The 19,863-nt window shown below is 67.7% G+C and carries 21 protein-coding genes and 1 pseudogene; 10 read left to right on the top strand and 12 right to left on the bottom strand.

The features are described from left to right. Positions 1-324 precede the first annotated feature (324 nt). Positions 325-1,545 carry a glycosyltransferase gene (locus tag GSE44_RS13270; protein WP_159349303.1) on the bottom strand — a complete coding sequence of 407 codons (1,221 nt, stop codon included), beginning with the start codon at positions 1,543-1,545 and terminating at the stop codon, positions 325-327. A gap of 652 nt (positions 1,546-2,197) precedes the next feature. Between GSE44_RS13270 and GSE44_RS25695 the strand changes: the two are divergent. Beyond that, positions 2,198-2,539: pseudogene (locus GSE44_RS25695) on the top strand (ABC transporter substrate-binding protein); the annotation flags it as partial. Between the two features lie 131 nt (positions 2,540-2,670). On the opposite strand, the gene GSE44_RS13260 reads toward GSE44_RS25695, so the two are convergent. From GSE44_RS13260 to GSE44_RS13230, 7 genes are all read right to left on the bottom strand, one after another. Continuing rightward, positions 2,671-3,459, bottom strand: a complete 789-nt coding sequence (locus tag GSE44_RS13260; RefSeq protein ID WP_159349302.1) for an N-acyl homoserine lactonase family protein — start codon at positions 3,457-3,459, stop codon at positions 2,671-2,673. Between the two features lie 2 nt (positions 3,460-3,461). Further along, on the bottom strand, positions 3,462-4,385 hold the full coding sequence (locus tag GSE44_RS13255) for an NAD(P)-dependent oxidoreductase (RefSeq protein ID WP_201306059.1): 924 nt from the start codon (positions 4,383-4,385) through the stop codon (positions 3,462-3,464). Between the two features lie 156 nt (positions 4,386-4,541). After that, a complete protein-coding gene (locus tag GSE44_RS13250) occupies positions 4,542-5,513 on the bottom strand; it encodes a Bug family tripartite tricarboxylate transporter substrate binding protein (protein ID WP_159349300.1) in 972 nt (323 codons plus the stop codon). Positions 5,514-5,580: 67 nt separating this feature from the next. After that, entirely contained in the window at positions 5,581-6,183 is a 603-nt protein-coding gene (locus tag GSE44_RS13245) for a thiamine pyrophosphate-dependent enzyme (protein ID WP_235924791.1), read from the bottom strand. A 3-nt stretch (positions 6,184-6,186) separates the two neighbouring features. After that, complete coding sequence (locus GSE44_RS13240) at positions 6,187-6,738, bottom strand: thiamine pyrophosphate-binding protein (protein ID WP_235924790.1); 552 nt, start codon at positions 6,736-6,738, stop codon at positions 6,187-6,189. Between the two features lie 108 nt (positions 6,739-6,846). Then, on the bottom strand, positions 6,847-7,827 hold the full coding sequence (locus GSE44_RS13235) for a Bug family tripartite tricarboxylate transporter substrate binding protein (RefSeq protein WP_159349299.1): 981 nt from the start codon (positions 7,825-7,827) through the stop codon (positions 6,847-6,849). Positions 7,828-7,882: 55 nt separating this feature from the next. Continuing rightward, positions 7,883-8,914, bottom strand: a complete 1,032-nt coding sequence (locus GSE44_RS13230) for an NAD-dependent epimerase/dehydratase family protein (RefSeq protein ID WP_159349298.1) — start codon at positions 8,912-8,914, stop codon at positions 7,883-7,885. A gap of 236 nt (positions 8,915-9,150) precedes the next feature. Between GSE44_RS13230 and GSE44_RS13225 the strand changes: the two genes are divergently transcribed. Continuing rightward, positions 9,151-9,849: a GntR family transcriptional regulator gene (locus GSE44_RS13225; protein WP_159349297.1), complete on the top strand. Its 699-nt coding sequence runs from the start codon at positions 9,151-9,153 to the stop codon at positions 9,847-9,849. A gap of 34 nt (positions 9,850-9,883) precedes the next feature. Here GSE44_RS13225 and GSE44_RS13220 read toward each other — a convergent pair whose 3' ends face one another. Then, positions 9,884-10,789: a hypothetical protein gene (locus GSE44_RS13220; protein WP_159349296.1), complete on the bottom strand. Its 906-nt coding sequence runs from the start codon at positions 10,787-10,789 to the stop codon at positions 9,884-9,886. Between the two features lie 210 nt (positions 10,790-10,999). Between GSE44_RS13220 and GSE44_RS13215 the strand changes: the two genes are divergently transcribed. Further along, on the top strand, positions 11,000-11,170 hold the full coding sequence (locus GSE44_RS13215) for a hypothetical protein (RefSeq protein ID WP_159349295.1): 171 nt from the start codon (positions 11,000-11,002) through the stop codon (positions 11,168-11,170). 126 nt (positions 11,171-11,296) lie between these two features. Here the strand turns inward: GSE44_RS13215 and rfbA are convergent, their stop codons facing one another. Then, positions 11,297-12,172: a glucose-1-phosphate thymidylyltransferase RfbA gene (rfbA, locus tag GSE44_RS13210; RefSeq protein ID WP_159349294.1), complete on the bottom strand. Its 876-nt coding sequence runs from the start codon at positions 12,170-12,172 to the stop codon at positions 11,297-11,299. Positions 12,173-12,215: 43 nt separating this feature from the next. After that, entirely contained in the window at positions 12,216-13,283 is a 1,068-nt protein-coding gene (rfbB, locus tag GSE44_RS13205) for a dTDP-glucose 4,6-dehydratase (RefSeq protein ID WP_159349293.1), read from the bottom strand. A gap of 521 nt (positions 13,284-13,804) precedes the next feature. On the opposite strand from rfbB, the gene tsaB reads away from it, so the two are divergent. Continuing rightward, positions 13,805-14,440 (top strand): tRNA (adenosine(37)-N6)-threonylcarbamoyltransferase complex dimerization subunit type 1 TsaB, encoded by a 636-nt coding sequence (gene tsaB / locus GSE44_RS13200; protein WP_159349292.1) that lies wholly within the window; start codon positions 13,805-13,807, stop codon positions 14,438-14,440. After that, entirely contained in the window at positions 14,437-14,901 is a 465-nt protein-coding gene (locus tag GSE44_RS13195; RefSeq protein ID WP_159349291.1) for a GNAT family N-acetyltransferase, read from the top strand. Before tsaB ends, GSE44_RS13195 begins: the two co-directional genes overlap by 4 nt. On the opposite strand, the gene GSE44_RS13190 is transcribed toward GSE44_RS13195, so the two are convergent. Continuing rightward, complete coding sequence (locus GSE44_RS13190) at positions 14,873-15,136, bottom strand: sulfurtransferase TusA family protein (RefSeq protein ID WP_235924789.1); 264 nt, start codon at positions 15,134-15,136, stop codon at positions 14,873-14,875. The two genes, GSE44_RS13195 and GSE44_RS13190, sit on opposite strands and share 29 nt — an antisense overlap. A gap of 152 nt (positions 15,137-15,288) precedes the next feature. Between GSE44_RS13190 and GSE44_RS13185 the strand changes: the two genes are divergently transcribed. The 5 genes from GSE44_RS13185 (at position 15,289) to miaB (ending at position 19,862) form a co-directional block, all read left to right on the top strand. Continuing rightward, on the top strand, positions 15,289-15,744 hold the full coding sequence (locus GSE44_RS13185; protein WP_159349290.1) for a Ros/MucR family transcriptional regulator: 456 nt from the start codon (positions 15,289-15,291) through the stop codon (positions 15,742-15,744). A gap of 150 nt (positions 15,745-15,894) precedes the next feature. Next, complete coding sequence (locus GSE44_RS13180; protein ID WP_159349289.1) at positions 15,895-16,392, top strand: Fur family transcriptional regulator; 498 nt, start codon at positions 15,895-15,897, stop codon at positions 16,390-16,392. After that, the gene (locus tag GSE44_RS13175; protein WP_159349288.1) at positions 16,392-17,198 is read left to right on the top strand and encodes a GNAT family N-acetyltransferase; all 807 of its coding nucleotides are present in this window, start codon (positions 16,392-16,394) and stop codon (positions 17,196-17,198) included. The genes GSE44_RS13180 and GSE44_RS13175 overlap by 1 nt, the downstream gene beginning before the upstream one ends. A gap of 120 nt (positions 17,199-17,318) precedes the next feature. After that, complete coding sequence (locus tag GSE44_RS13170; RefSeq protein ID WP_235924787.1) at positions 17,319-18,248, top strand: lysophospholipid acyltransferase family protein; 930 nt, start codon at positions 17,319-17,321, stop codon at positions 18,246-18,248. A gap of 144 nt (positions 18,249-18,392) precedes the next feature. Beyond that, entirely contained in the window at positions 18,393-19,862 is a 1,470-nt protein-coding gene (miaB, locus tag GSE44_RS13165; protein ID WP_159349287.1) for a tRNA (N6-isopentenyl adenosine(37)-C2)-methylthiotransferase MiaB, read from the top strand. The last annotated feature ends 1 nt before the right edge of the window (position 19,863 follow it).

Here is a 19,863-nt window from a genome sequence, read left to right as displayed (position 1 = left end):
ACAAATCCACCTTGGCTTTCCTGTCCATGCCAAGCCCCCCGGTAAAAACGGAAGACCGTAGGTTGGGGGACGGCAGGTGGGCCAAAATTCGTCAGCACGCCTGGGCCAACATTCGATAGCAAAGCCATGGAAGAGCGCAGGGCGATAGCTGAGATAGAACATCAATCTGCTCGAATGATATCCTTCCCCCGGGAATGCGGTCTTCTCAAGGGCTAAGTAGCCTCACATGCCCCTGGTCGGTTCACCCGCCCGGACATGTGGGCAGGATATCCCCCCAATGGCGTTCCTGCGGAACGCAGCAACCACGGTCTAGAAAGCCGACTATCAGACTTTCGGCGCGATGATGGCAGCCCTGAGGACAGCGCTCGACCGTGCAGCGGATGGCCTACTCTGCAGTGGCTTTCCGCCATTGCGCACAAGGGATGCATAATGCCGTTGCATGGAGGCAGCCCGGGAGTCCCAAGCTTCTGTCTCGGCATAGCGGCGACTGGCGCACGACATCTCTGCAAGCCTGCCCCGGTCCTGTGCCAAATTGTCGATTGCGCGCGCTGTCGCTGCGGCGATTGCCCTCGGCCCTCCGAGCGGAATCCGAACCGCCACGTCATCGGGCAGATGCACGTCAGCACCTTGATGGTCGAGGCAGATGAGCGGGGCGCCCGCGGCCAGGGCTTCCAGCGGCGCCGTCCCATAGCTGTCGCGGACGCTGGTGAAGAGAAAGACATGCGCGGTCCGGTACAGCATCTGAAGGTCGGGCCACGGGATCCTTCCCCTGAACTCGATCTTGTCCTCGATACCCAAACGCTGCGCTTGCCGACGTGCCGCCGCGGCCTGCGGCCCGTCACCGACAATCACGAACTTCACATCAGGAACCTTCACGAGGCGAGCGGCCTCCAGGCACAGGCTCAGACCTTTGCGCGGCTCGATGATGGCGGCCCAGAGCACGACGAAGGGTCCCTCAAGGGGCCTGGCCAGGAGTGGCATATCGAGGATGTGGCGCGGAATGCCCACGTCAAGAAGTAACGGAGCGTTGCTCGCACCGGCGCGACGCAGGATGTTGGCCGTTTCCTGATTTACCGAGAACAGCGCGGCAGCTTTCGAGGTTGCTTTACGAACGCTCGGTGAAAGATGCAGTAGCCGTACCCGCAAGGTCCGCAGAAGCTCGGACGGCAGCTTGAGGCCATAGCCGCCCAGCAGAGCAACTGGTGTCACCTGCCCTCCGCCGACAGGCCCCCACACGAACGGCTTGTTAAGGCGCCACAGTAACGGCGGACTGCTGACTGTATTCCAGCTGACGTGGTGCATGACGTCAAAGTCATGCTGCTCGTCAAGCTCCCGCGCAATCTTTAGGACACGGTGTCGCCAAAAGAGATAATGCAGGCGAATGCCGCGAAGGGAGGGCAGTCGAAGCATGTCCCAACGGCCGAGGCGTCCAACATAAGTAAAATGGAGGCGGGGCGTCGGGTGAGCATCCAGGTAACTCTCGATCGCAGGCCGGAAGTATTCGTGTGTAATAACCCAAACATCATTGTTCTTGGCCAGATTCACGGCCCAATTCCATGTCACGCCCGGCTCGGAACCCATGTTGGGAGCACAACCGTGGCCGGTGAGAAGGATTCTCATCTCAGCTATTCACTCCCTTTGCTTCGGGCTTAAGATGCCACCGGCCTGAACGAAAATTGCCTGTCGTTCCGAACCCGTTCTATAACTTTTGTATGAGGAACCTGCGGGCTTCGCAGTGAGAAGATGCGGTCTTCGCATCTGTCGGGTCAGTTACTCACTGAATCAGGCGAAATTCTCAGCTCCGCTCGCGGGGGACGAGTGCTTTGCTGCCAACAGTCCGCCATTTGGGCGGCCGATCGGCCGCGTTGCCTACCTTGCGATGCCGGAGGCAGGCAGGAACGGCACCAGCCAAGTCCCTGAGCCGGTCGCGGGCAGGAGAAAGCCAGCAGAACAGCGTTGGCGCTTCCTGAGGGCCGTGCCGCAACCAGTCCGAGCGTCGCCAGTGACAAGGGGGCCACGCCGCGCGCTGTTCGCCCTTCCCTCGCTGCCGCATTCAGCGGTAACCGCGCTCAGGCCCAAGGACAATCGCAGAACCTCGCCGTTGCCGCACCACCGACGAGCCTGGATCCACACTACCATACGCTTTCGCCGAACAACATGATAGCGGAGCACTTCTTCGACCAGCTCGGGGGCCGAGATGCCAGAATGGGCGCAAGTGACCTACCGCTTCATCGCCAATGACGGCGTGCGGGTGGCGGCACTGCTCTCCGGCGACGTGCAGATGATCGATGTGGTTTCTCCGAACGACATGCCGCGACTGCGGACGACTCCGGGCATCGGCTTCTCCGAGATTGCATACCTCCTCTCGATCTATCTGAAGCTGGACACGGCGCATGACGTCTCGCTCCACATCACTGGTCCCGATGGGCAGAAGCTAGGCAGAAACCCGCTACGGGATCTCCGTGTCCGTCAGGCATTGTCGACAGCCATCAGCCGCCAGACGATCGTGGATCGGGTGATGCGGGGCGACGCCGAGCGGGCTTCCCTTGCGGTGCGATTCGAGGCACCTCAGGGCCGGACTGGCCGCGTGCGCTCCAGAGTCAGGATGCGTCGATTGAAGCTGTCGGCCCGTCCGATGCAACCGCACCGCTTCCGCCAGACCCCACGCCGTCAGACCAGCGGAAGGTGGAGGCAGACAACCTCCCCATTGCTTCCCTCCAGGGGCTGGAAGCGGCGCAGCACTTCCGGATCGTGCCCCGGGATGATCAGGCTTTCGTCACCCCGGGCCAGGCGCCGCGCGGTGCGCCAACCCTGCGCCATCGCCCCCAGATCGAAAACGATCGGGAAGGGATTCTCCCGTTCCATATTCGCGTAGTAATGGCTGGCATCGCCGGCCAACACCAAGGGCCCGCGGGCGGTGTCCACGCGGACCATCTGCAGCCCATCCGTATGGCCGCCCACGCGATGGAGCGTGACTCCCGGCGCCACCTCCCCTTCCCCGTCATGGAAGACCGCCCGATCCGCATGAACGGCGCGCACCATCGCGACCACATCCTCCACCTCGAAGGCCTGCCGGATGCAGCCGAAGCACATGTTGCGCCCGGTGGCGAAGGCCATTTCGCGATCCTGCAGGTGAAGCCGCGAACGGGGAAACAGGCCAAGATTGCCGGCATGGTCGTAATGCAAATGCGTCAGGATGACATCGCTCACGCCATCCGGCTCCGTACCCACGCCGCGCAGCACCTCATCCACCGGGCGGATCAGCCGGCGGCTGCGTCGGTCCGCGGTGTCGGCCGAGAAACCGGTGTCCACCACGATCTCGCGGCCAGCCCCATCACGCAGAAGCCAGATGAAGAAATCCATCGGCATCGGCGCATCATGGGGATCCGGCGGATGCAGGAAATTGGCCTGCACCGTCCGCTCATGGCTGGCATATCGAAGGGCATAGGCCTCCCACATGGCTAGCCTCCCGCGCCTCCGCTATTGCCGCCACCAAGCGCCGCACCTGCCAGCCGCTCGCTGAGCTGCGCCACCGCCGTGTGGTCCTGGCCCGGGCCCAGCACGGTGCTGGCGCTGCTCCACAGTTCGCGGCACAGGGCGGCGAAGGGCGTGGGCGTCCCGGCGTCCCGGCCCACCTCCAACGCGATGGACAAATCCTTCACCATCAGGTCCAGCCCGAAGCCGGAATCGAAGCGCCGCGACAGCACGAACTGCCGGAACTTCTTTTGCGTGCTGTTGTTCATGCCCGTCGATGCATTCAGCACATCAACCATAAGCGCCGGATCCAGCCCGAATTTCTGGCCGATCAACAGCGCCTCGATCCCAATCAGGAAGCCGCCCGCCGAGACGAGATTGTTCAGCGCCTTCATCGCCTGGCCGGCACCGATCTCGCCGCAGCGATGCACCGTCGTGCCCATCGCCTTCAGGACCGGATCAACGCGGTCCAACTGCGCCGCGTCACCGCCCGCCATAATGGCTAGCTCGCCCGTGCGTGCCCGGGGCACGCCACCGGAGACAGGGCAATCCACCATGGCGACGCCACGCTCGGCCAAGTCGGCTGCGAGCTTGCGCGTGACGCCCGGGTTGCCCGAGGACATTTCGATGACCACGGCGCCGGCCGGCAAGGCCTCCCCAAGCTCCGCGATCACCTCTTCCACATGCCGGCTGGTCGGGAGGATGGTGACGAGGGCATCGGCGCCCTGCGCCACATCCGCCGCACCCTCCGCGGCACGCCCACCGACCTCCCGCGCGAACTGGGCTGCGCGGCCAGGCACCGCATCAGTGACGGCAAGTTCGAAGCCCGCCTTCAGCAGGCTCGCCGCCATCGGCCAGCCCATGTTCCCCACGCCGACGAAGCCGACGCGTCGGATGGCCGACATGCTCATGCCACGGCCCCCGGCAGGGCAAGCGCACCAGAAGCCTCAAGGCTCATCCGGAACATCGCAGCTTCGGCCATCACTCACGCTCCTCCATCGATGCCACGCCCGTGCAGACTGGCAGCGGCGATCATTCCACACACCGGGCCGCGGCAGGGGTCCGGATCACTCGATCCGGGCGCCGGATATCCGCACCAGCTCCGCCCATTTCGGCAGCTCGTCCCTGATGAACCCGGCGAACTCCCCTGGTGTGCCACCGGCCGGCGTGCTGCCCTGCAATGCCAGCTTCTCGCGCAGCTGCGGTGTCCGCAATGCCTCGTTGGTCTCATGCGCAATGCGCTCGATCGCGGCCGGCGGCGTTCCTGCCGGCGCCAGCAGGCCGTTCCAGAGCCGCACCTCATAGGCAGGCAGCATCTCGCCGAGGGGCGGCACGTCCGGCAGCAGCGGGGAGCGCTCCTTGGTGGTGATGGCAAGGGCGGTCAGCCGGTCTGCTCGCACATGTTCCAGCACCTCCACCAGCGGGCTGAACAGCAGATCCAGCTTTCCGCCGAGAAGGTCGGTCACGGCCTGCGCGCCGCCGCGATAGGGTACATGCGTCATCAGCAGCTCGGCACGTGCGGCGAAGAGCGCGGCGGCAAGGTGCTGCGAGGACCCGGCGCCCGCACTGCCATAGTTCATCTCGCCCGGCCTGCGGCGCGCGGCGGCGATCAGCTCGCGCACATTGCCGATGCCCTTGGAAGCCGGCACCACGAGCACGTTCGGGATGAAGGCCGTGAGGGTGATCGGCGCGAAGTCCCGCTGCACGTCGAAGGGCAGGCGGCCGTACAGCGCCGGATTAGTGGCATGGGTGGTGCTGGTGGTGAGGAGCAGGGTGTAGCCATCGGGCTCGGCCCTCGCCACGGCCTCGCTGCCGATATTGCCGCCAGCCCCGGCCCGGTTCTCCACCACCACGGGCTGGCCGAGGCGCGGGCCCAGCGCATCCGCGATCAGCCGGGCGGTAACATCCGTGCTGCCGCCAGCGCCGAAGGGAACGATGAGGCGGATGGGTCGCGTGGGCGCCCAGGCGGAAGGCGCTGCCAGGGCCCTTCCCGCCAAGGGCAGGCCGGCGGCAACCGAGAGCAGAAGACGACGCTGCATGATCTGGTCCTCCCGTTTCCTGTTGGGCGGCGGCTCTTTTCCGGCCGCCGCCCGTCACTCCGTCGCCTCAGACGAGATGCGCCTCCGCTCCGAGCAGAGATTCGCGCATTCGCGCCTGCAGCAACGCCCCCTCGCGTGGCGGCAAGACCAGCTTCAGCGATTCTGCGTCAATCTTGACCTGGGCGAAGAGCGGGCCAGAGCCCTCATGGATCGCGGCCCGGAGCGGAGCGACCTCATTCTCGGTACGGACCGTGGAGACGCGGGGGATGCCGGCGCCGCGCGCCATCGCGGCCAGGTCCACGCCGAATCCGGTATGGGTCTGCTGCATCCCCGTCTCGCCGTAATGCTCGTTGTCGAGCACGACAATGGAGAGGTTCGCGGGCTTGGCGACGGCGATGGTCGCAAGGGAGCCAATGCCCATCAACATCTCGCCATCGCCGGTGATGACCAGCACCGGCTTGCTCGGCTGTGCCAGCGCGAGGCCAAGGCCGATGGAGGCCGCCGAACCCATGCCTCCCCAGAGTGGCAGGTTGCGCGGATGATCGCCGATGGCGGTGATATCCCAGGCGGGTGCGCCCAGCCCCGCGATCACCAGAAGCTCGCCACGGTCCGACAGAAGGGTGGACACCACCTCGCGCCGGCGGAGCGTGCCGGAGGATTTCATCGCCATGGCTCAGTCCTTTCCGAAGGTCTTGGCGCCGAGGACGCGCTGGCCGATCAGCGTCGCGGTCGGCCGAAAGGTATTGAAGGCCATGCGCAGCGTGGCATCCACCGTGGGCACGACATCGGATGCGTGGTCCGCGCGCCGCACCAGCGTGCCCATCGCCTCAAGCACTGTCTGCGTTGCATTGCCCATTGGCACCTGGGCCGGATTGAACTCGCCGAAATCGCCCCGCATCGTGACGATCATCGGCATCGGCGTGCGGTGCAGGATGCCCAGTGACAGCATGTTAATGCAGTTGCCGACGCCCGAGCTTTGCATCAGCAGCACGCTCCGCTCGCCGCCGAGCCATGCCCCCAGCATCAGACCGATGCCTTCCTCCTCGGTGGTCAGCGAGATCGCCTTGATCGCCGGATCGGCGATGCAGCGCCGGATCAGGTGGGAGTGCCCCGCATCCGGCACGAAGGCGACCTGGCGGATGTCATGCGCCTTCAGAAGGTCGAAGAGTGCGCCTGGCCAGCCATCCGTATCCGCTGGCGCCATGTCCATTCCGTGTGTGTCCACCGTTTCCTCCAGTTACCGATCAGGCCCCGGACGCGCTCCATGACCTGCGCGTCCGGACCTCATCTCTTTAGCAGGCCTCCGTGGCAGCACCCCACATGCTCCCACTTCTCAGTCGACGCTTGCGCCGGACATGCGGACGGCCTCGGCCCAGCGCGCCGCTTCCCGCTTGATGAAGGCATCGAACTCCGCCGGGGCGAGGTTGTTCACCTCGGCGCCCATCTCGTTCAGCTTCTGCGTCATGGCGGGTTCGGCGACGATAACGGAGATGTCGCGGTAGATCCGCTCCCGCAGCGCCTCCGGCAGGCGGGCCGGGGCGAAGGTGCCGAACCAGGTCGCGGCCTCGAAATCCGGAAGGCCAGCCTCGGCGAAGGTCGGCACCCCCGGCAATGCCCCAACCTGCTTGCCATGGGCGATCGCAACCGCCTTCAGATCCCCTGCCCTGATATGCGGCAACACGGCCGAAAGGGTCGCAAAGGAGGCCTGCACCCGCCCACCCAGCAAGTCAGTGATCAGCGGTGCATCGCCGCGATAGGGAACATGCTCCCAGGTGATGCCCGTCCGGCCCTTGAACAACTCGGAGGTAAGGTGCTGTGCGGTGCCGTTGCCTGTGGAGCCCACGGCAATGCCGCGTGGCTGCGCCTTCGCCCAGGCGGTGAAACCTTGCAGGTCAGCAACGGGAACCGCCTTCGGCACCACCAGCACCAGTGGCACCGTGGCCGTCAGGGTGATGGCGCTGAAGTCCCTGATCGGGTCGTAGGAGAGTTTGCTGTAAAGGCTCGCGCTGATCGTATGGGCCGAGGTCGTCTCATAGAGCGTGTAGCCATCTGGCTCCGAGCGCGCGACAACTTCGCTGGCCACCGTGGTTCCGGCGCCGGCCCGATTCTCCACCACAACAGGCTGGCCCCATTTCGCCGTGAGCTTCTCGGTGATCAGTCGCGCGATGACATCCGTGGCCCCGCCAGCCGGATAGGGCACGATCATGCGCACCGCGCGGCGCGGATAGTCGCGCTGCGCCCAGGCCAGGCCCGGGGCTGCGAGGATGGACGCGCCGGCCAGAAGACCGAGTGAGCGACGCTGAATTCTCTCCATGACGCTTCCCTTGTTCTTGTTGCCGCACGCGATGCCGCGAGCGAATGCTTCCCTCCTATTCCGCGGCCTGGTGCGGCGCCCCCTCCCGCCAGGCCAGCAGGCGCCGCAGCCCTTCGCGCATGCCCACCTCGGGCGACCAGCCGATGGCATCCTTCGCGGCCGCATGGTCGATGTGGAAGGCACCGCCTGAAGTCAGCCGCACCTTGCCCGGATCAGGCGGCACCAGCTCCGGCTGCAGGTCAGGCCGGCCGGAAAGCTCCGCCACCAGCTTCACCAGCTCCAGGGTCGTGACCGGCTCGGGCCCGGAAGTGTTCACCGCCACATCCGTGGCGGCAGCCTCCAGCGCCATGCAATTCGCGCGCGCCAGGTCGCCGACATAGACGAAATGCTTCGTCTCGGATCCGTCGCCAATCACCTTCGGCCGCTCGCCGCGCCGGATGGCATCATGCGTCTCCACGATGTAGAGCGCGTTGGCGGCGCGGTAGTGCTGGCGCTCGCCATAGACGGTGGAGTAGCGCAGGACGACATAGTCCTGCCCATGCCTGCGATGGGCGTCGCGGCAGAGCTGCTCGCCGATGATCTTGCTGGCGCCGTAGAGGATGGCTGCCGGAGGCGCGCCGGCCGCATGGAAGGGCGTGTCCTCAACCAACGCCCCCTTCACCCCGGGCCCATAGCCATAAACAGCATTGGAGGAGGCGAAGACCAGCTTGCGCAGACCGTTGGCGCGGCAGGCCTCCAGAATGTTCTGGACACCACGTATATTGACGTCGAGTCCGGACCAGGGGTCGCGGTCCATCGAAAGCGTCATGAAGGCGGCGAGGTGGATCACCCCGTCCAGCCCCTCCGTCGCGGGCAGGAGCTGGTGCAGCTTCAGCACATCGCCCTGGACGACCTTCACGCGCGGATCGTCACGGAGATGCGCGATGGCCTCGTCCGATCCGAAGGAAAAGTTATCCAGGAGACGCACCTCGGCCGCCCCGCGGGAGAGCAGCTCCCCGGCCGTCGCGGAGCCGACGAGGCTCGCGCCGCCAACAACCATGAAGCGCCCACCTTCGATGCGGACGGCCGCGGCTGGCTTGCGTGCCATGGCCTTTACCGCACCAGCGCTGCAGGGCCGGGGGCTACTTCCCGGCGGGTTACGGCACGGTCGGCCGGTGCCTGCTCTTCTCCCGGCGCGCCAAGCCGCAACGCATCCATGCGACGTTTCCCCATTCTTTCCTGGGACTGGTCTGCGCGCTTGCCGGCGAACTGCAAAGAAGGTCGTTGGCGCCAATAGGGCCGATAATGTTATCAATAACGTGCCGCCAGATAGGAGCCCCGCCGGTGCCCCATCCCGCCCCGTCCCGCGCAGGTCAGGAAGCCGAGTTGCCGGAACAGGTTGCGGCGGTGATCGCGGCGATCGAGACCGACATCATCCGCAGCCGGATTCTTCCGCGCACCCGGCTGATCGAAGACCATCTGATGGAGGATTACGGCGCCAAGCGGCATGTGGTGCGCGCGGCGCTGCTGGAGCTGCAGCGGCTGGGGGTGGTGGTGAAGCCGCGCCACCGAGGCGCCGAGCTGCGCCGCTTCGGCGCCGAGGATCTCACGGATCTCTACGCCATGCGCCGCGTGCTGCACCGCGCCGCCGTGCAGGCCATGCCGCTCCCGGTACCGCAGCCCCGGCTGGCCGCCGTGGAGGCCGCGCTGGACACGCATGCGGTCGCGGCGCGAAGCGGCGACCTCATCCGGATCCATCGCACCAATATGGCCTTCCACCGCACGCTCTTCGGACTGTGCGACAATCCCTACCTGGCGGAATCGATCCGCTTGCATGACTGGCTCAGCTTTCCTGCCCGCGCCTATGGCACCGCGGACCAGGCTGCCCTGGCCCAGGCCTGCGAGGAGCACGCCGCCATGGTCACGGCGCTCCGATGCTGCGACCGCAAGACGCTGGAAGCCGTCGCAGTCACCCATATGGACCGCGCCCGCGAGATCTATTCGGAAAAGTTCCTGACCGGGATCGCATCAGCCCCGGCTTGATTCGTCTCAAGCCCGAGCCAGCATGCGCTGCCAGTCAGCCCGGAGGCGCCTGCCATGCCGCTTCGCGCAGGGCGGTGCTGGCATAGACCGGATCGGCGCCGAGCCTGATGGCCTCCCGGCGTCGCTCCAGCACCCTGGTGTCGCCGAACAGCAGGCCGATCCTGTCGGTAAGACCCTTGGTCGAAACCTCGGAGAACACTTCCTCTCCTGCATCCGTCGACAGGTCGATACGGATTTCGACGCGATTGGGATGCTCGGCCGAGCCCATTGCGCAGGTGATCACCCCCGACCCACCCAGCGGATCCTCCGACTGGCTGTCGAAGCGGAAGCGATATGTGATCTCGTCGATGCCGTGCTCCGTGCCGCTGAGCTGCAGCGAGAGCTTATCCGCGTGATCCCGGCTCCAGGAGGACTGGGCCAACGAGACCAGCGTGGCCCAAAGGGCGAGCGCTTTCCCGTCCCGCTCCTGCCGCACCTGTCCCTCCAGCGTGGCACGGCCCATCAGCGCGTCGGCGGCCGCCCGCAGCTCGGGCGTGACCGGGACATCCAGGATCCTCGTCCCGACCTCACCATGCAACGAGGTCCGTAGGACGGCGGGCAGGTGGGCGGGCGGATCCCCCTCGGCGCGCTCGATGACCAGTTCCAGGACCACAGTCTGGCCATGCATCGGACAACCGATCAGGAGATAGGCCGCCTTCGCGTCGAAGCGGGTCTGCGAGGCGATATAGGCGCCAGGCTCTGCCTGGAAACGTGCGCTGCAAAGGTCTTTCAGCAGGGCCTGCGCGGCGCGCAGCAGCGCCTCGCGCTCGGCGGCGAGCTTCTTACCAAACGCGTCCAGTTCCTGGCCGGTGAATTCGTAAAGGTTTTCGCTCACACCTGCCTCGAAACTGCGTCCTCTCAGTATCCTTGCTGCGGCAGCGCCGGGGAAGAGGGCTCGCATGACGCGAGCGTGCCTGAGTAGGGAGAATGGCCCGGGCGGACGTTCACGAAGTCGGGACAGCTTGCATCCAGCCGGGCGCGCGGCACCGGGCATCGTGGCGGCCCCGCCAAGCCAGGTGCTACGCTGCGCCTCCGGACGGCCCCGCCGCCGATCAGGGCTTTGGCGCGCGGATCCGGCCGGTTCCTCTGCCGATCAACTCCGGAGGCCTTGATGGACTCCCTTTCCCACTGGTGGCGCGCACCCCACCCGAGCCTCGACCTGACCCTGTCGCTGCTGGCGCTTGGCCTGGTACTTCTCTTCGTCCTGTTCGAACACGCCATCGACTGGCCGCTCTGGCCCGAGGCGGAGCCAAGCGCAGGCCCCGATCCGCTGGCGCGCTGACGCGGCAACCCCTGCCGGTCCGCCCGCGTAGCGGAATGCTGGTCTTCCCGCGCCCGGACGCGGGCCCGCTTCGGCGCGGTGCCGGCGCGGCGGCGTCCCGCGGCCGAACCGCGTGCGCCGCCGATCCTAGAATCGCCCCGACCCGAGCAGGCCTTCGAGATACACGCCGTAGCCACTGTTGCGTTGTTTCGCGGCCAGCGCCCGCAAGGCGTCGTCATCGATGAAGCCGCGGCGCCAGGCCACCTCCTCCGGCGCCGCCACCTTCATGCCGGTGCGCTTCTCGATGGCGCGCACATACTCGCCCGCCTCCAGCAGACTATCGTGCGTGCCCGTATCCAGCCAGGCATAGCCGCGGCCCAGGCGGATCACCCGCAGTGATCCCTCCTCCATGTAGAGGCGGTTGAGGTCAGTGATCTCCAGTTCCCCACGCGGCGACGGCTTCACGGAGCGTGCCATGGCGGGGGCACGTTCGTCGTAGAAGTACAGGCCAGTCACGGCCCAGTCGGAGCGCGGCGCCTTCGGCTTCTCCTCAAGGGAGAGCACGCGGTAGGTCTCATCGAACTCCACCACGCCATAGCGGTGCGGATCGGCGACGCGGTAGGCGAAGACCGAGGCGCCGGGCCCCTCCACCATCGCCTCTCCCAGCCGTTCGTCCAACTCGTAGCCATGGAAGATGTTGTCCCCCAGCACGAGGGCGGAGGGCGAGCCGCCGAGGAACTCCTCACCCAGGATGAAGGCCTGGGCCAGCCCATCCGGCCGCTCCTGCTCCACATAGGAGAGGCGGATGCCCCATTGCTCCCCGGTGCCGAGCAGGCGCCGGAACAGCGGCAGGTCATGCGGGGTGGAGATCACCAGGATCTCCCGGATGCCAGCCAGCATCAGCACCGAGAGCGGGTAGTAGATCATCGGCTTGTCGAAGACCGGCAGCAGTTGCTTCGAGACGGCGATCGTAGCGGGATAGAGCCGCGTGCCGCTGCCCCCTGCCAGGATGATGCCCTTCATGGTGCGATGTTCCATCTGTCGGTCGGGGCGGCGGAAAGGCGCATCAGGCGGCGCCCGTATCGGCCGGCAGCAGCCCCAGGCGCTGCCCGCCATAAACCTTGTCGCGCAGCGGGCGCCACCAGGCCTCGTTCTCCAGGTACCAGGCCACGGTGCGTGCGATGCCCTCCTCGAAGGTCACGCTCGCGCGCCAGCCCAGCTCCCGCTCGGCCTTGGCCGGGTCAATGGCATAGCGCCGGTCATGGCCCGGCCGATCCCTCACGAAGGTGATCAGCTCGCGGCGCGGGCGGGAGGCGGGGCGCAGGCGGTCCAACGTATCGCAGATGGCACCCACCACCTGAAGGTTGGTGCGCTCGGCACGGCCACCGATATTGTAGGTCTCGCCCACCCGCCCGCGCGTGACGGCCGCGACCAGCGCGCGCACATGGTCCTCGACAAAGAGCCAGTCCCGGACATTGCCGCCATCGCCATAGACGGGGAGCGGCTTGCCCTCCAGCGCATTGAGGGTAACCAACGGGATCAGCTTCTCGGGGAAGTGGTAGGGCCCATAGTTGTTGGAGCAATTGGTGATGATGGTCGGCAGCCCGTAGGTCTCGTGCCAGGCGCGCGCCAGGTGGTCGGAGCCCGCCTTGCTGGCCGAATAGGGCGAGCGCGGGTCATAGGGGGTCGTCTCGGTGAAGGCGCCGGTGGGGCCGAGCGAGCCGAAGACCTCGTCCGTCGAGACATGGAGGAAGCGGAAAGCCGCACGACGCGGCGCGCCGTAATCCGCCATCAGGGCACGGGCGGCCTCCAGCAGCGCGAAGGTGCCCATCACATTGGTCTGGATGAAGGGGGCAGCCGAGGCGATGGAGCGATCCACATGGCTTTCGGCCGCCAGATGCATCACCACATCTGGCGCATAATCCGCGAAGGCCGAACGCATGGCCTCGGCGTCGCAGATATCGGCCTGCAGGAAGGAGAAGCCCGGACGCCCCTCACAGTCCGAGATGGTGCGCCGGTCCCCGGCATAAGTGAGCTTGTCGATCACCAGCACCTCATGCCCGAGATCAAGGACGAGGTGGCGGACGAGCGCCGAACCGATGAAGCCGGCGCCGCCGGTGACGATCATACGCATGGGCAGGGTCTCAGAAGGCGCCAGGACGGCCACGAAGGCAGGAATGCCTCCGCTCCACCACCGGGAGGAAAGGACGGGAGGTTAGGGCAGGCAGGCGGGCCGGGCCAGGGCGGGGCGGAGGGACGGCCGGCATCCGGGTGGTCGAAGTGGCGCAACTTGCAGGCAATCTCCGCGTCGAGACCGAGGACGTTTCGGACTCATCCGGCTGGCACTTCGATCCGACTGCCGCCGGATTGATATGTAGCGCGAGAATCCGGCCGAAGCTTGGCCGGACAGGGTGCAAATACATCACGATATCGCAATGAGATCATCTCCAGGCGGTCGCCTCGCGCGGCACCGTCCCCTCAGGTCCGGCCACCCGATTGTCGAGCAAGGCATGATTGGGCCATACCGCACGGGCCCGCCCGGCCGCACGCACCGGCCGCACGGGATGGACCCGGCGCAGGGTCATCCATCAGCACACGGTCCGGAACGGCCCTGGCATCGCGCCCGGCCGAATGGGGCCGGATAGAAAGGGACACATGCGGCTGCTGGCTCTGGATGGCGCCCTCGCGCGCGCCTCGGCGGCACTCTGGGTGGATGATGCCGTGCGCGCCGAAGCCCGGCGCGACGCCGCGCGCGGCCAGCCTGCCGCCCTGCCCGCGCTCGTCGCAGAGGTCCTGTCCGGGGCCGGCCCCGCCGTGCCGGATGCGGTCGCCGTGGGGGTGGGGCCGGGCGGTTTCACCGGCCTGCGGGCCGCGATCGCCCTGGCGCGCGGCCTCGCCGACGGATGGGGCGTGCCCTGCCTGGGCGTGACCACCGGTGAGGCCCTGGCTGCCGCCCTGCCCCGCTGGCAATCGGAGGGTCGGGCCGCCTGGTCCGTCACCACCGCTGGACGCGGCGGACTTGTCCTGGAACGCGTTGGCGAGGCGCCGGTCCTGCTCGACGAAACCTCCCTCCCCCTGCCGCCCAGCCCAGTCGTGCTGGTGGGCGATGCCGCACCGCTGGCCGCCGCGCGGCTCCGGGCGCGCGGGGCGGATGCGCTGCTCTCGGATTGCCGCCTGCCCGAAGCCGGCGCGCTCGCCGCCGCCGCATCCCGCGCCCTGGCTGCCGGCACGGCGCGCGAGGCGGCGCCTCTATATGCCGAGCCGCTTGCGCTCCGCGCCGCCGGCGCATGAGCGGCGCCCCGGCCAAACCGATCCGCCCCGCCGCTCCCGCTGACGTCCCGGCCCTGGCCGCGCTGCATGCCCGCGCCTTCCCGCCCGACGAATGCTGGGGAGAGACGGCGATCCGCGCGATGTTGGGGTTGGAAGGCGGCTTCGGCCTCCTGGCCGGTGCGCCCGATGGCTTCGTGCTCGCTCGTGCCGTGGCCGGGGAGGCGGAAATCCTGACCCTCGCCGTGGATCCCGCGGCTCGGCGGCTCGGCCTCGGCGCGCGGCTTCTCTCGGCTACCCTGGATGCAGTGGCGGATCGTGGCGCCGCCTGCCTCTTCCTCGAGGTGTCGGAGGTGAATGCCCCGGCCCGCGCGCTCTATGCCCGTGCCGGCGCGGAGGAGGTCGGCCGCCGCCGCCGCTACTACGCGGACGGCTCCGACGCGCTGGTGCTGCGGATCACCCCGCCTTCCGGATCCACAGGCTGACGGTTCCGTCCGCTCCTTCCTCGGTGCCCAGCACCGCATGGCCCTGCTCGGTGGCGGTGCGCGGCACGTTCCGGCGCGGCTCGTCGCCCTTCAGGAGCACGCGCAGCACCTCGCCCGGCGCCATCCGGTCCAGGGCCAGGCGGGTGCGCACGAAAGTCATCGGGCAGGTTTCGCGGGTGATGTCGAGACGCGACGTCTCATTCGCCATTCCAGAATGGCAAGTCCCGCCTGTCATGTCGGAATCCTGGAGGGGCGTCTGTTCTTTGCGCATTCCATCATCCACCTCATTCTTCACTGTCATCTACCCGCCAAAACATGTAAATGATGCGCGAATCGGGGACTCCACAAGACCCCAAATATTCGTAGCGCGCCACTGAGGAGACCGGGATGCCGGATAGCGGGACCACCCTTCGGGAAAATTCCGAAGGGAGCGTGCTGGGGCTGACAGCGCAGATCGTGGCAGCCCATGTCTCGAACAATCCAGTTCCGCTGAACGAGTTGTCCAGCCTGATCGAGAGCGTTCACCGCACGCTGGCCGGCCTCGGCCGCCCCGTGGAGATCGCCCCGCCGGCCCGGCCCGAGCCCGCCGTTCCCGTGAAGAAGAGCGTGACGCCCGAGTATCTGATCTGCCTTGAGGACGGCAAGAAGCTGAAGATGCTGAAGCGCCACCTCAAGACCGCCTACAACATGACGCCGGAGCAGTATCGGGAGCGCTGGGGCCTTCCGCCCGACTACCCCATGGTCGCCCCGAACTACGCCGAGCATCGCTCCTCCCTCGCCAAGAAGATCGGCCTCGGCACCCGCCCGCGCTCACGCCGCCCGGGACGTGGCGCCAAGGACTGAGCCTGACATTGGCTCCTCATGCGCGCCGTCCCCGCCTCCTCCGGGACGGCGGCCGGGGCGCCCAACGGAACGGCCTGATGGACTGCCGCAAGTGGGACGGTTTGGCGTCGCCGCCCTGGCGGGGGTAGTCTGGGCCGGAACGGGATGACCATGGACCACGCCACCCACACCAAGACGCCCCAAAGGGCTGATCCCACACGGATCGAGCGCCTCTGCATCGAGCGCGGCCTCAAGATGACCGGCCAGCGCCGGCTGATCGCGCGCGTGCTCTCGGAAGCCGAGGACCATCCGGACGTGGAGGAGCTCTACCGCCGCGCCATCGCGCTCGACAGCAAGGTCTCCATCGCCACTGTCTACCGGACGGTTCGGCTGCTGGAGGAGAAGGGCATCCTCGAGCGCCGAGACTTCGGCGGTGGCCGCTCCCGCTACGACCCGGCGGATCGCGGGCAGCACCACCACCTGATCGATGTCGACACTGGCACGGTGATCGAATTCGAGGACGAGGAGCATGAGCGCCTCGTGCAGTCGATCGCCGCGCGCTACGGCTTCACCCTGGTGCAGCAGCGACTGGAACTGTTCGGCAAGAAGATCGCAACCCCGGATGCTGTTGCCCGCGGCCGGGTCGGCGCCAAGAAGGACCAGGCGTGATGGAGCTGGACACCGGCTTCGGGGAGCTCCGTTCCGGCAGCCTCGGCGTCCGGATCGCGGAGAGCGCCGTGGAGGTCCAGGCCGCGCAGGCGCTGCGTTGGCGGGTCTTCTACGAGGAAATGGGCGCCCATCCGGACGCCACCACGGCCAGCACTCGCCTGGATGCCGATGCCTATGATCCGGTGGCCGACCACCTGCTGGTGCTGGACCATGACCGGGGCGAAGGCGCACGGGCGGTCGTCGGCACCTACCGCCTGATCCGCCGCCCCGCGGCTGAGCAGATCGGGCGGTTCTACTCCGCGTCCGAATACGACCTGGCGCCGATCCTGGCACTGAAGGGCGGGCTGCTGGAGCTCGGGCGCTCCTGCGTGGACGAAGGCTATCGCACGCGCGGCACGCTGCAGCTGCTTTGGCAGGGCATCGCGGCCTATGTCTTCCAGCACCGCATCGAACTGATGTTCGGCTGCGCCTCCCTGCCCGGCACCAATCCGGACCTGCTGGCCGAGCCGCTGACCTATCTCCACGCTAACCATCTGGCTCCGCCGGCGCTGCGCCCGCGCGCCCTGCCGGAACTGCATGTGCCGATGGACCGGATGGACCCTGCCGCCATCGACGCCCGCCGCGTGCTTGCCGACCTGCCGCCGCTGGTGAAGGGCTATCTTCGCCTGGGCGGCTTTGTCGGCGATGGCGCGGTGGTGGACCGGCAGTTCAACACCACGGATGTCTGCGTGCTGGTGAAGACCGATCAGGTCACGACCAAGTATTACAAGCATTACGAGCGCAGGCTCGGCACCCAGCCCGAATAGGGCGGGCTGCCCGGCGCGGAGGTCACGCGCCCCCGCCGATCCAGCTCGGGCCCAACTCGTCACGCCGGTTTCATGGCCACGCCATGGACGTGCTCCAGCGGTCAGGCTAACCCCGCCTGCATGGACGCCGCCATCCGCGATCCGGCCGAGGCCCTGGCCCCACCGAGCCAGCTGCGCCGCCGGATGCCCCTCCGCTTCCGCCGCGCCGTGCCCGGCGGGCGCTTCTTCGATGTCATGGGCGACCGCCCTTTCGGCGGCAGGTTGCGCGCCGTGCGGCGGCTGTTCTTCGCCGCCCTCTGGACGCTGCTGGCCATCCCCCTGCAGGCCGTGCTGCTGTTCCTGCCCGGCCGGGGCAAGATCGTCTTCGCCCGTCTCTATTGGCGCGGCATCTGCTTCGTGATCGGCATGCGCATCCGCGTGGTCGGGAACCGCCATGCGGCGCCGCGCACGCTGTTCCTCTCGAACCACTCGTCCTGGCTCGACATCGCGGTGCTCGGCGCCACGCTGGAGGCAGCCTTCGTCTCCAAGGCGGAGGTCGGTGAATGGCCGCTGATCGGCACCGTGGCGCGGCTCGGCCGCACCGTTTTCGTCTCCCGCGCCCGGCGCCGCACCGGCGACGAGGCGAAGGAGATGCGGGACCGGCTCGCCCAAGGCGATTCTCTCATCCTCTTCCCCGAGGGCACCAGCTCCGACGGCACGCGGATCCTGCCCTTCCGTTCCTCCTTCCTGGCGGTGGCCGAGGCGGCCGCGACGATCCGCCCGGTCTCGGTGGTCTATGACCGGCTTGGTGGCCTGCCGGCCTGCCGGCGGGACCGCCCCCTCTTCGCCTGGTATGGCGACATGTCGATCGCCCCGCATATCTGGCGCCTTTGCCGCCATCCCGGGCTGCGCGCGACCATCCTGCTGCACGAACCGCTGGACCCGGCCGCCATCCCGAACCGCAAGGCGCTTTGCGCCGCCGCCGAGGCGACGGTTGCGGAGGGTGCCGCCACGCTCCGCCAGAACCGCGAGCCGACGCCCCTGACCATGCAGACGGCCCTTCCCGCTTGACGAGAATCGCCCGCTTCCGCGACGTTGCCGCAATGGACGCGCCCCTCATGCCGCGCCCGGGCTTTTCTTGACCTGGAAGGCCCCGCGCCGCACATCCCCCCGGCCCGAAGCCGCGAGCTTCGGAACGAGAGGGTCTTTCTCCGCATGAGTAGTTCCACCGGCCCCGTCCTGGCTGGTTCCGGCCAAGCCCCCGCCGAAGGGTCCGCGCCCGACCAGTGCAAGATCCCGCGCAAGCTCCTGATCCGCACCTGGGGCTGCCAGATGAACGTCTATGACAGCGGGCGGATGGCCGACATCCTCGCGCCGCTCGGCTATGCGCCGACGGAACGACCGGAGGAAGCCGACATGGTCATCCTCAACACCTGCCATATCCGCGAGAAGGCGAGCGAGAAGGTCTTCTCCGATCTCGGCCGCTTGCGCGAGACGAAGAAGGAACGCGCGGCGGAGGGCCAGCAGACCATCATCGCGGTGGCGGGCTGCGTCGCCCAGGCCGAGGGTGCGGAAATCACCGCCCGCGCCCCCTGGGTCGACATCGTGCTCGGCCCGCAGACCTATCATCGCCTACCGGAGATGGTGGCCCGCGCCAGCCGGGCCGCCGGCGCCGTGATCGAGACGGACTTCCCCGCAGAGGCCAAGTTCGACCACCTGCCCGAGGCCCGCGCGCAGGGGCCGATCGCCTTCCTCACCATCCAGGAGGGCTGCGACAAGTTTTGTTCGTTCTGCGTGGTTCCCTACACGCGCGGCGCCGAATTCTCGCGCCCGGTCGCCGCCATCGTCGCGGAGGCGCGGCAGCTTGCCGCTCATGGCGCGCGGGAAATCGCGCTGCTCGGCCAGAACGTGAATGCCTGGGCTGGAGAGTCGCCCGATGGCAACAGATGGGGCCTCGCGCGTCTGTTGCGGGAACTGGCGGAAATTCCGGGCGTTGCCCGTCTGCGCTACACGACGAGCCACCCGCGCGACATGGATGACGACCTCATCGCCGCCCATGGGGAGATTCCGGCCCTGATGCCCTATCTGCACCTTCCCGTGCAGTCCGGCTCGGACAAGGTGCTGGCCGCAATGAACCGCGGCCACAAGGCCGATCTCTATCTCCGCCTGGCCGACCGGCTGCGCGAGGCGCGGCCGGACCTCGCGCTGACCTCGGACTTCATCGTGGGACATCCCGGCGAGACGCCCGCCGATTTCGACGCCACGATGAAGCTGGTGGAGCGGGTCGGCTTCGCCGGTGCCTATTCCTTCAAGTATTCGGCCCGGCCAGGCACCCCCGCCGCCTCCCAGCCCTTCGTGGTGCCCGAGGCGGAGAAGGATACGCGCCTCCAGGCCCTCCAGGCGCTGCTCCGGCAGCAGCAGGATGATTTCAACCGCGCCTGCGTCGGGCGCGTGGTCGATGTCCTCGTCACCGGCACCGGGCGGCATCCGGGGCAGGTGGCGGGCCGTAGCCCGTGGCTGCAGCCGGTGCATGCACAGGGCGCAGCCCCGGTGGGCGCGATGGTTCCGATGACATTGCGGGCCGCCCTCCCCAATTCTCTCTCCGCAACGCTTCTTTCCGAATTGCCGCAGCCTGGAATTTCCGCCTCCGAAACCTTGGCGCATGAGGAGTCCGCCGCCGCTTGAC

The organism is Muricoccus harenae (genome assembly GCF_009848505.1).
Lineage (GTDB): Bacteria > Pseudomonadota > Alphaproteobacteria > Acetobacterales > Acetobacteraceae > Roseomonas > Roseomonas harenae.
This window is presented reverse-complemented; position numbering and strand designations above follow the sequence as displayed.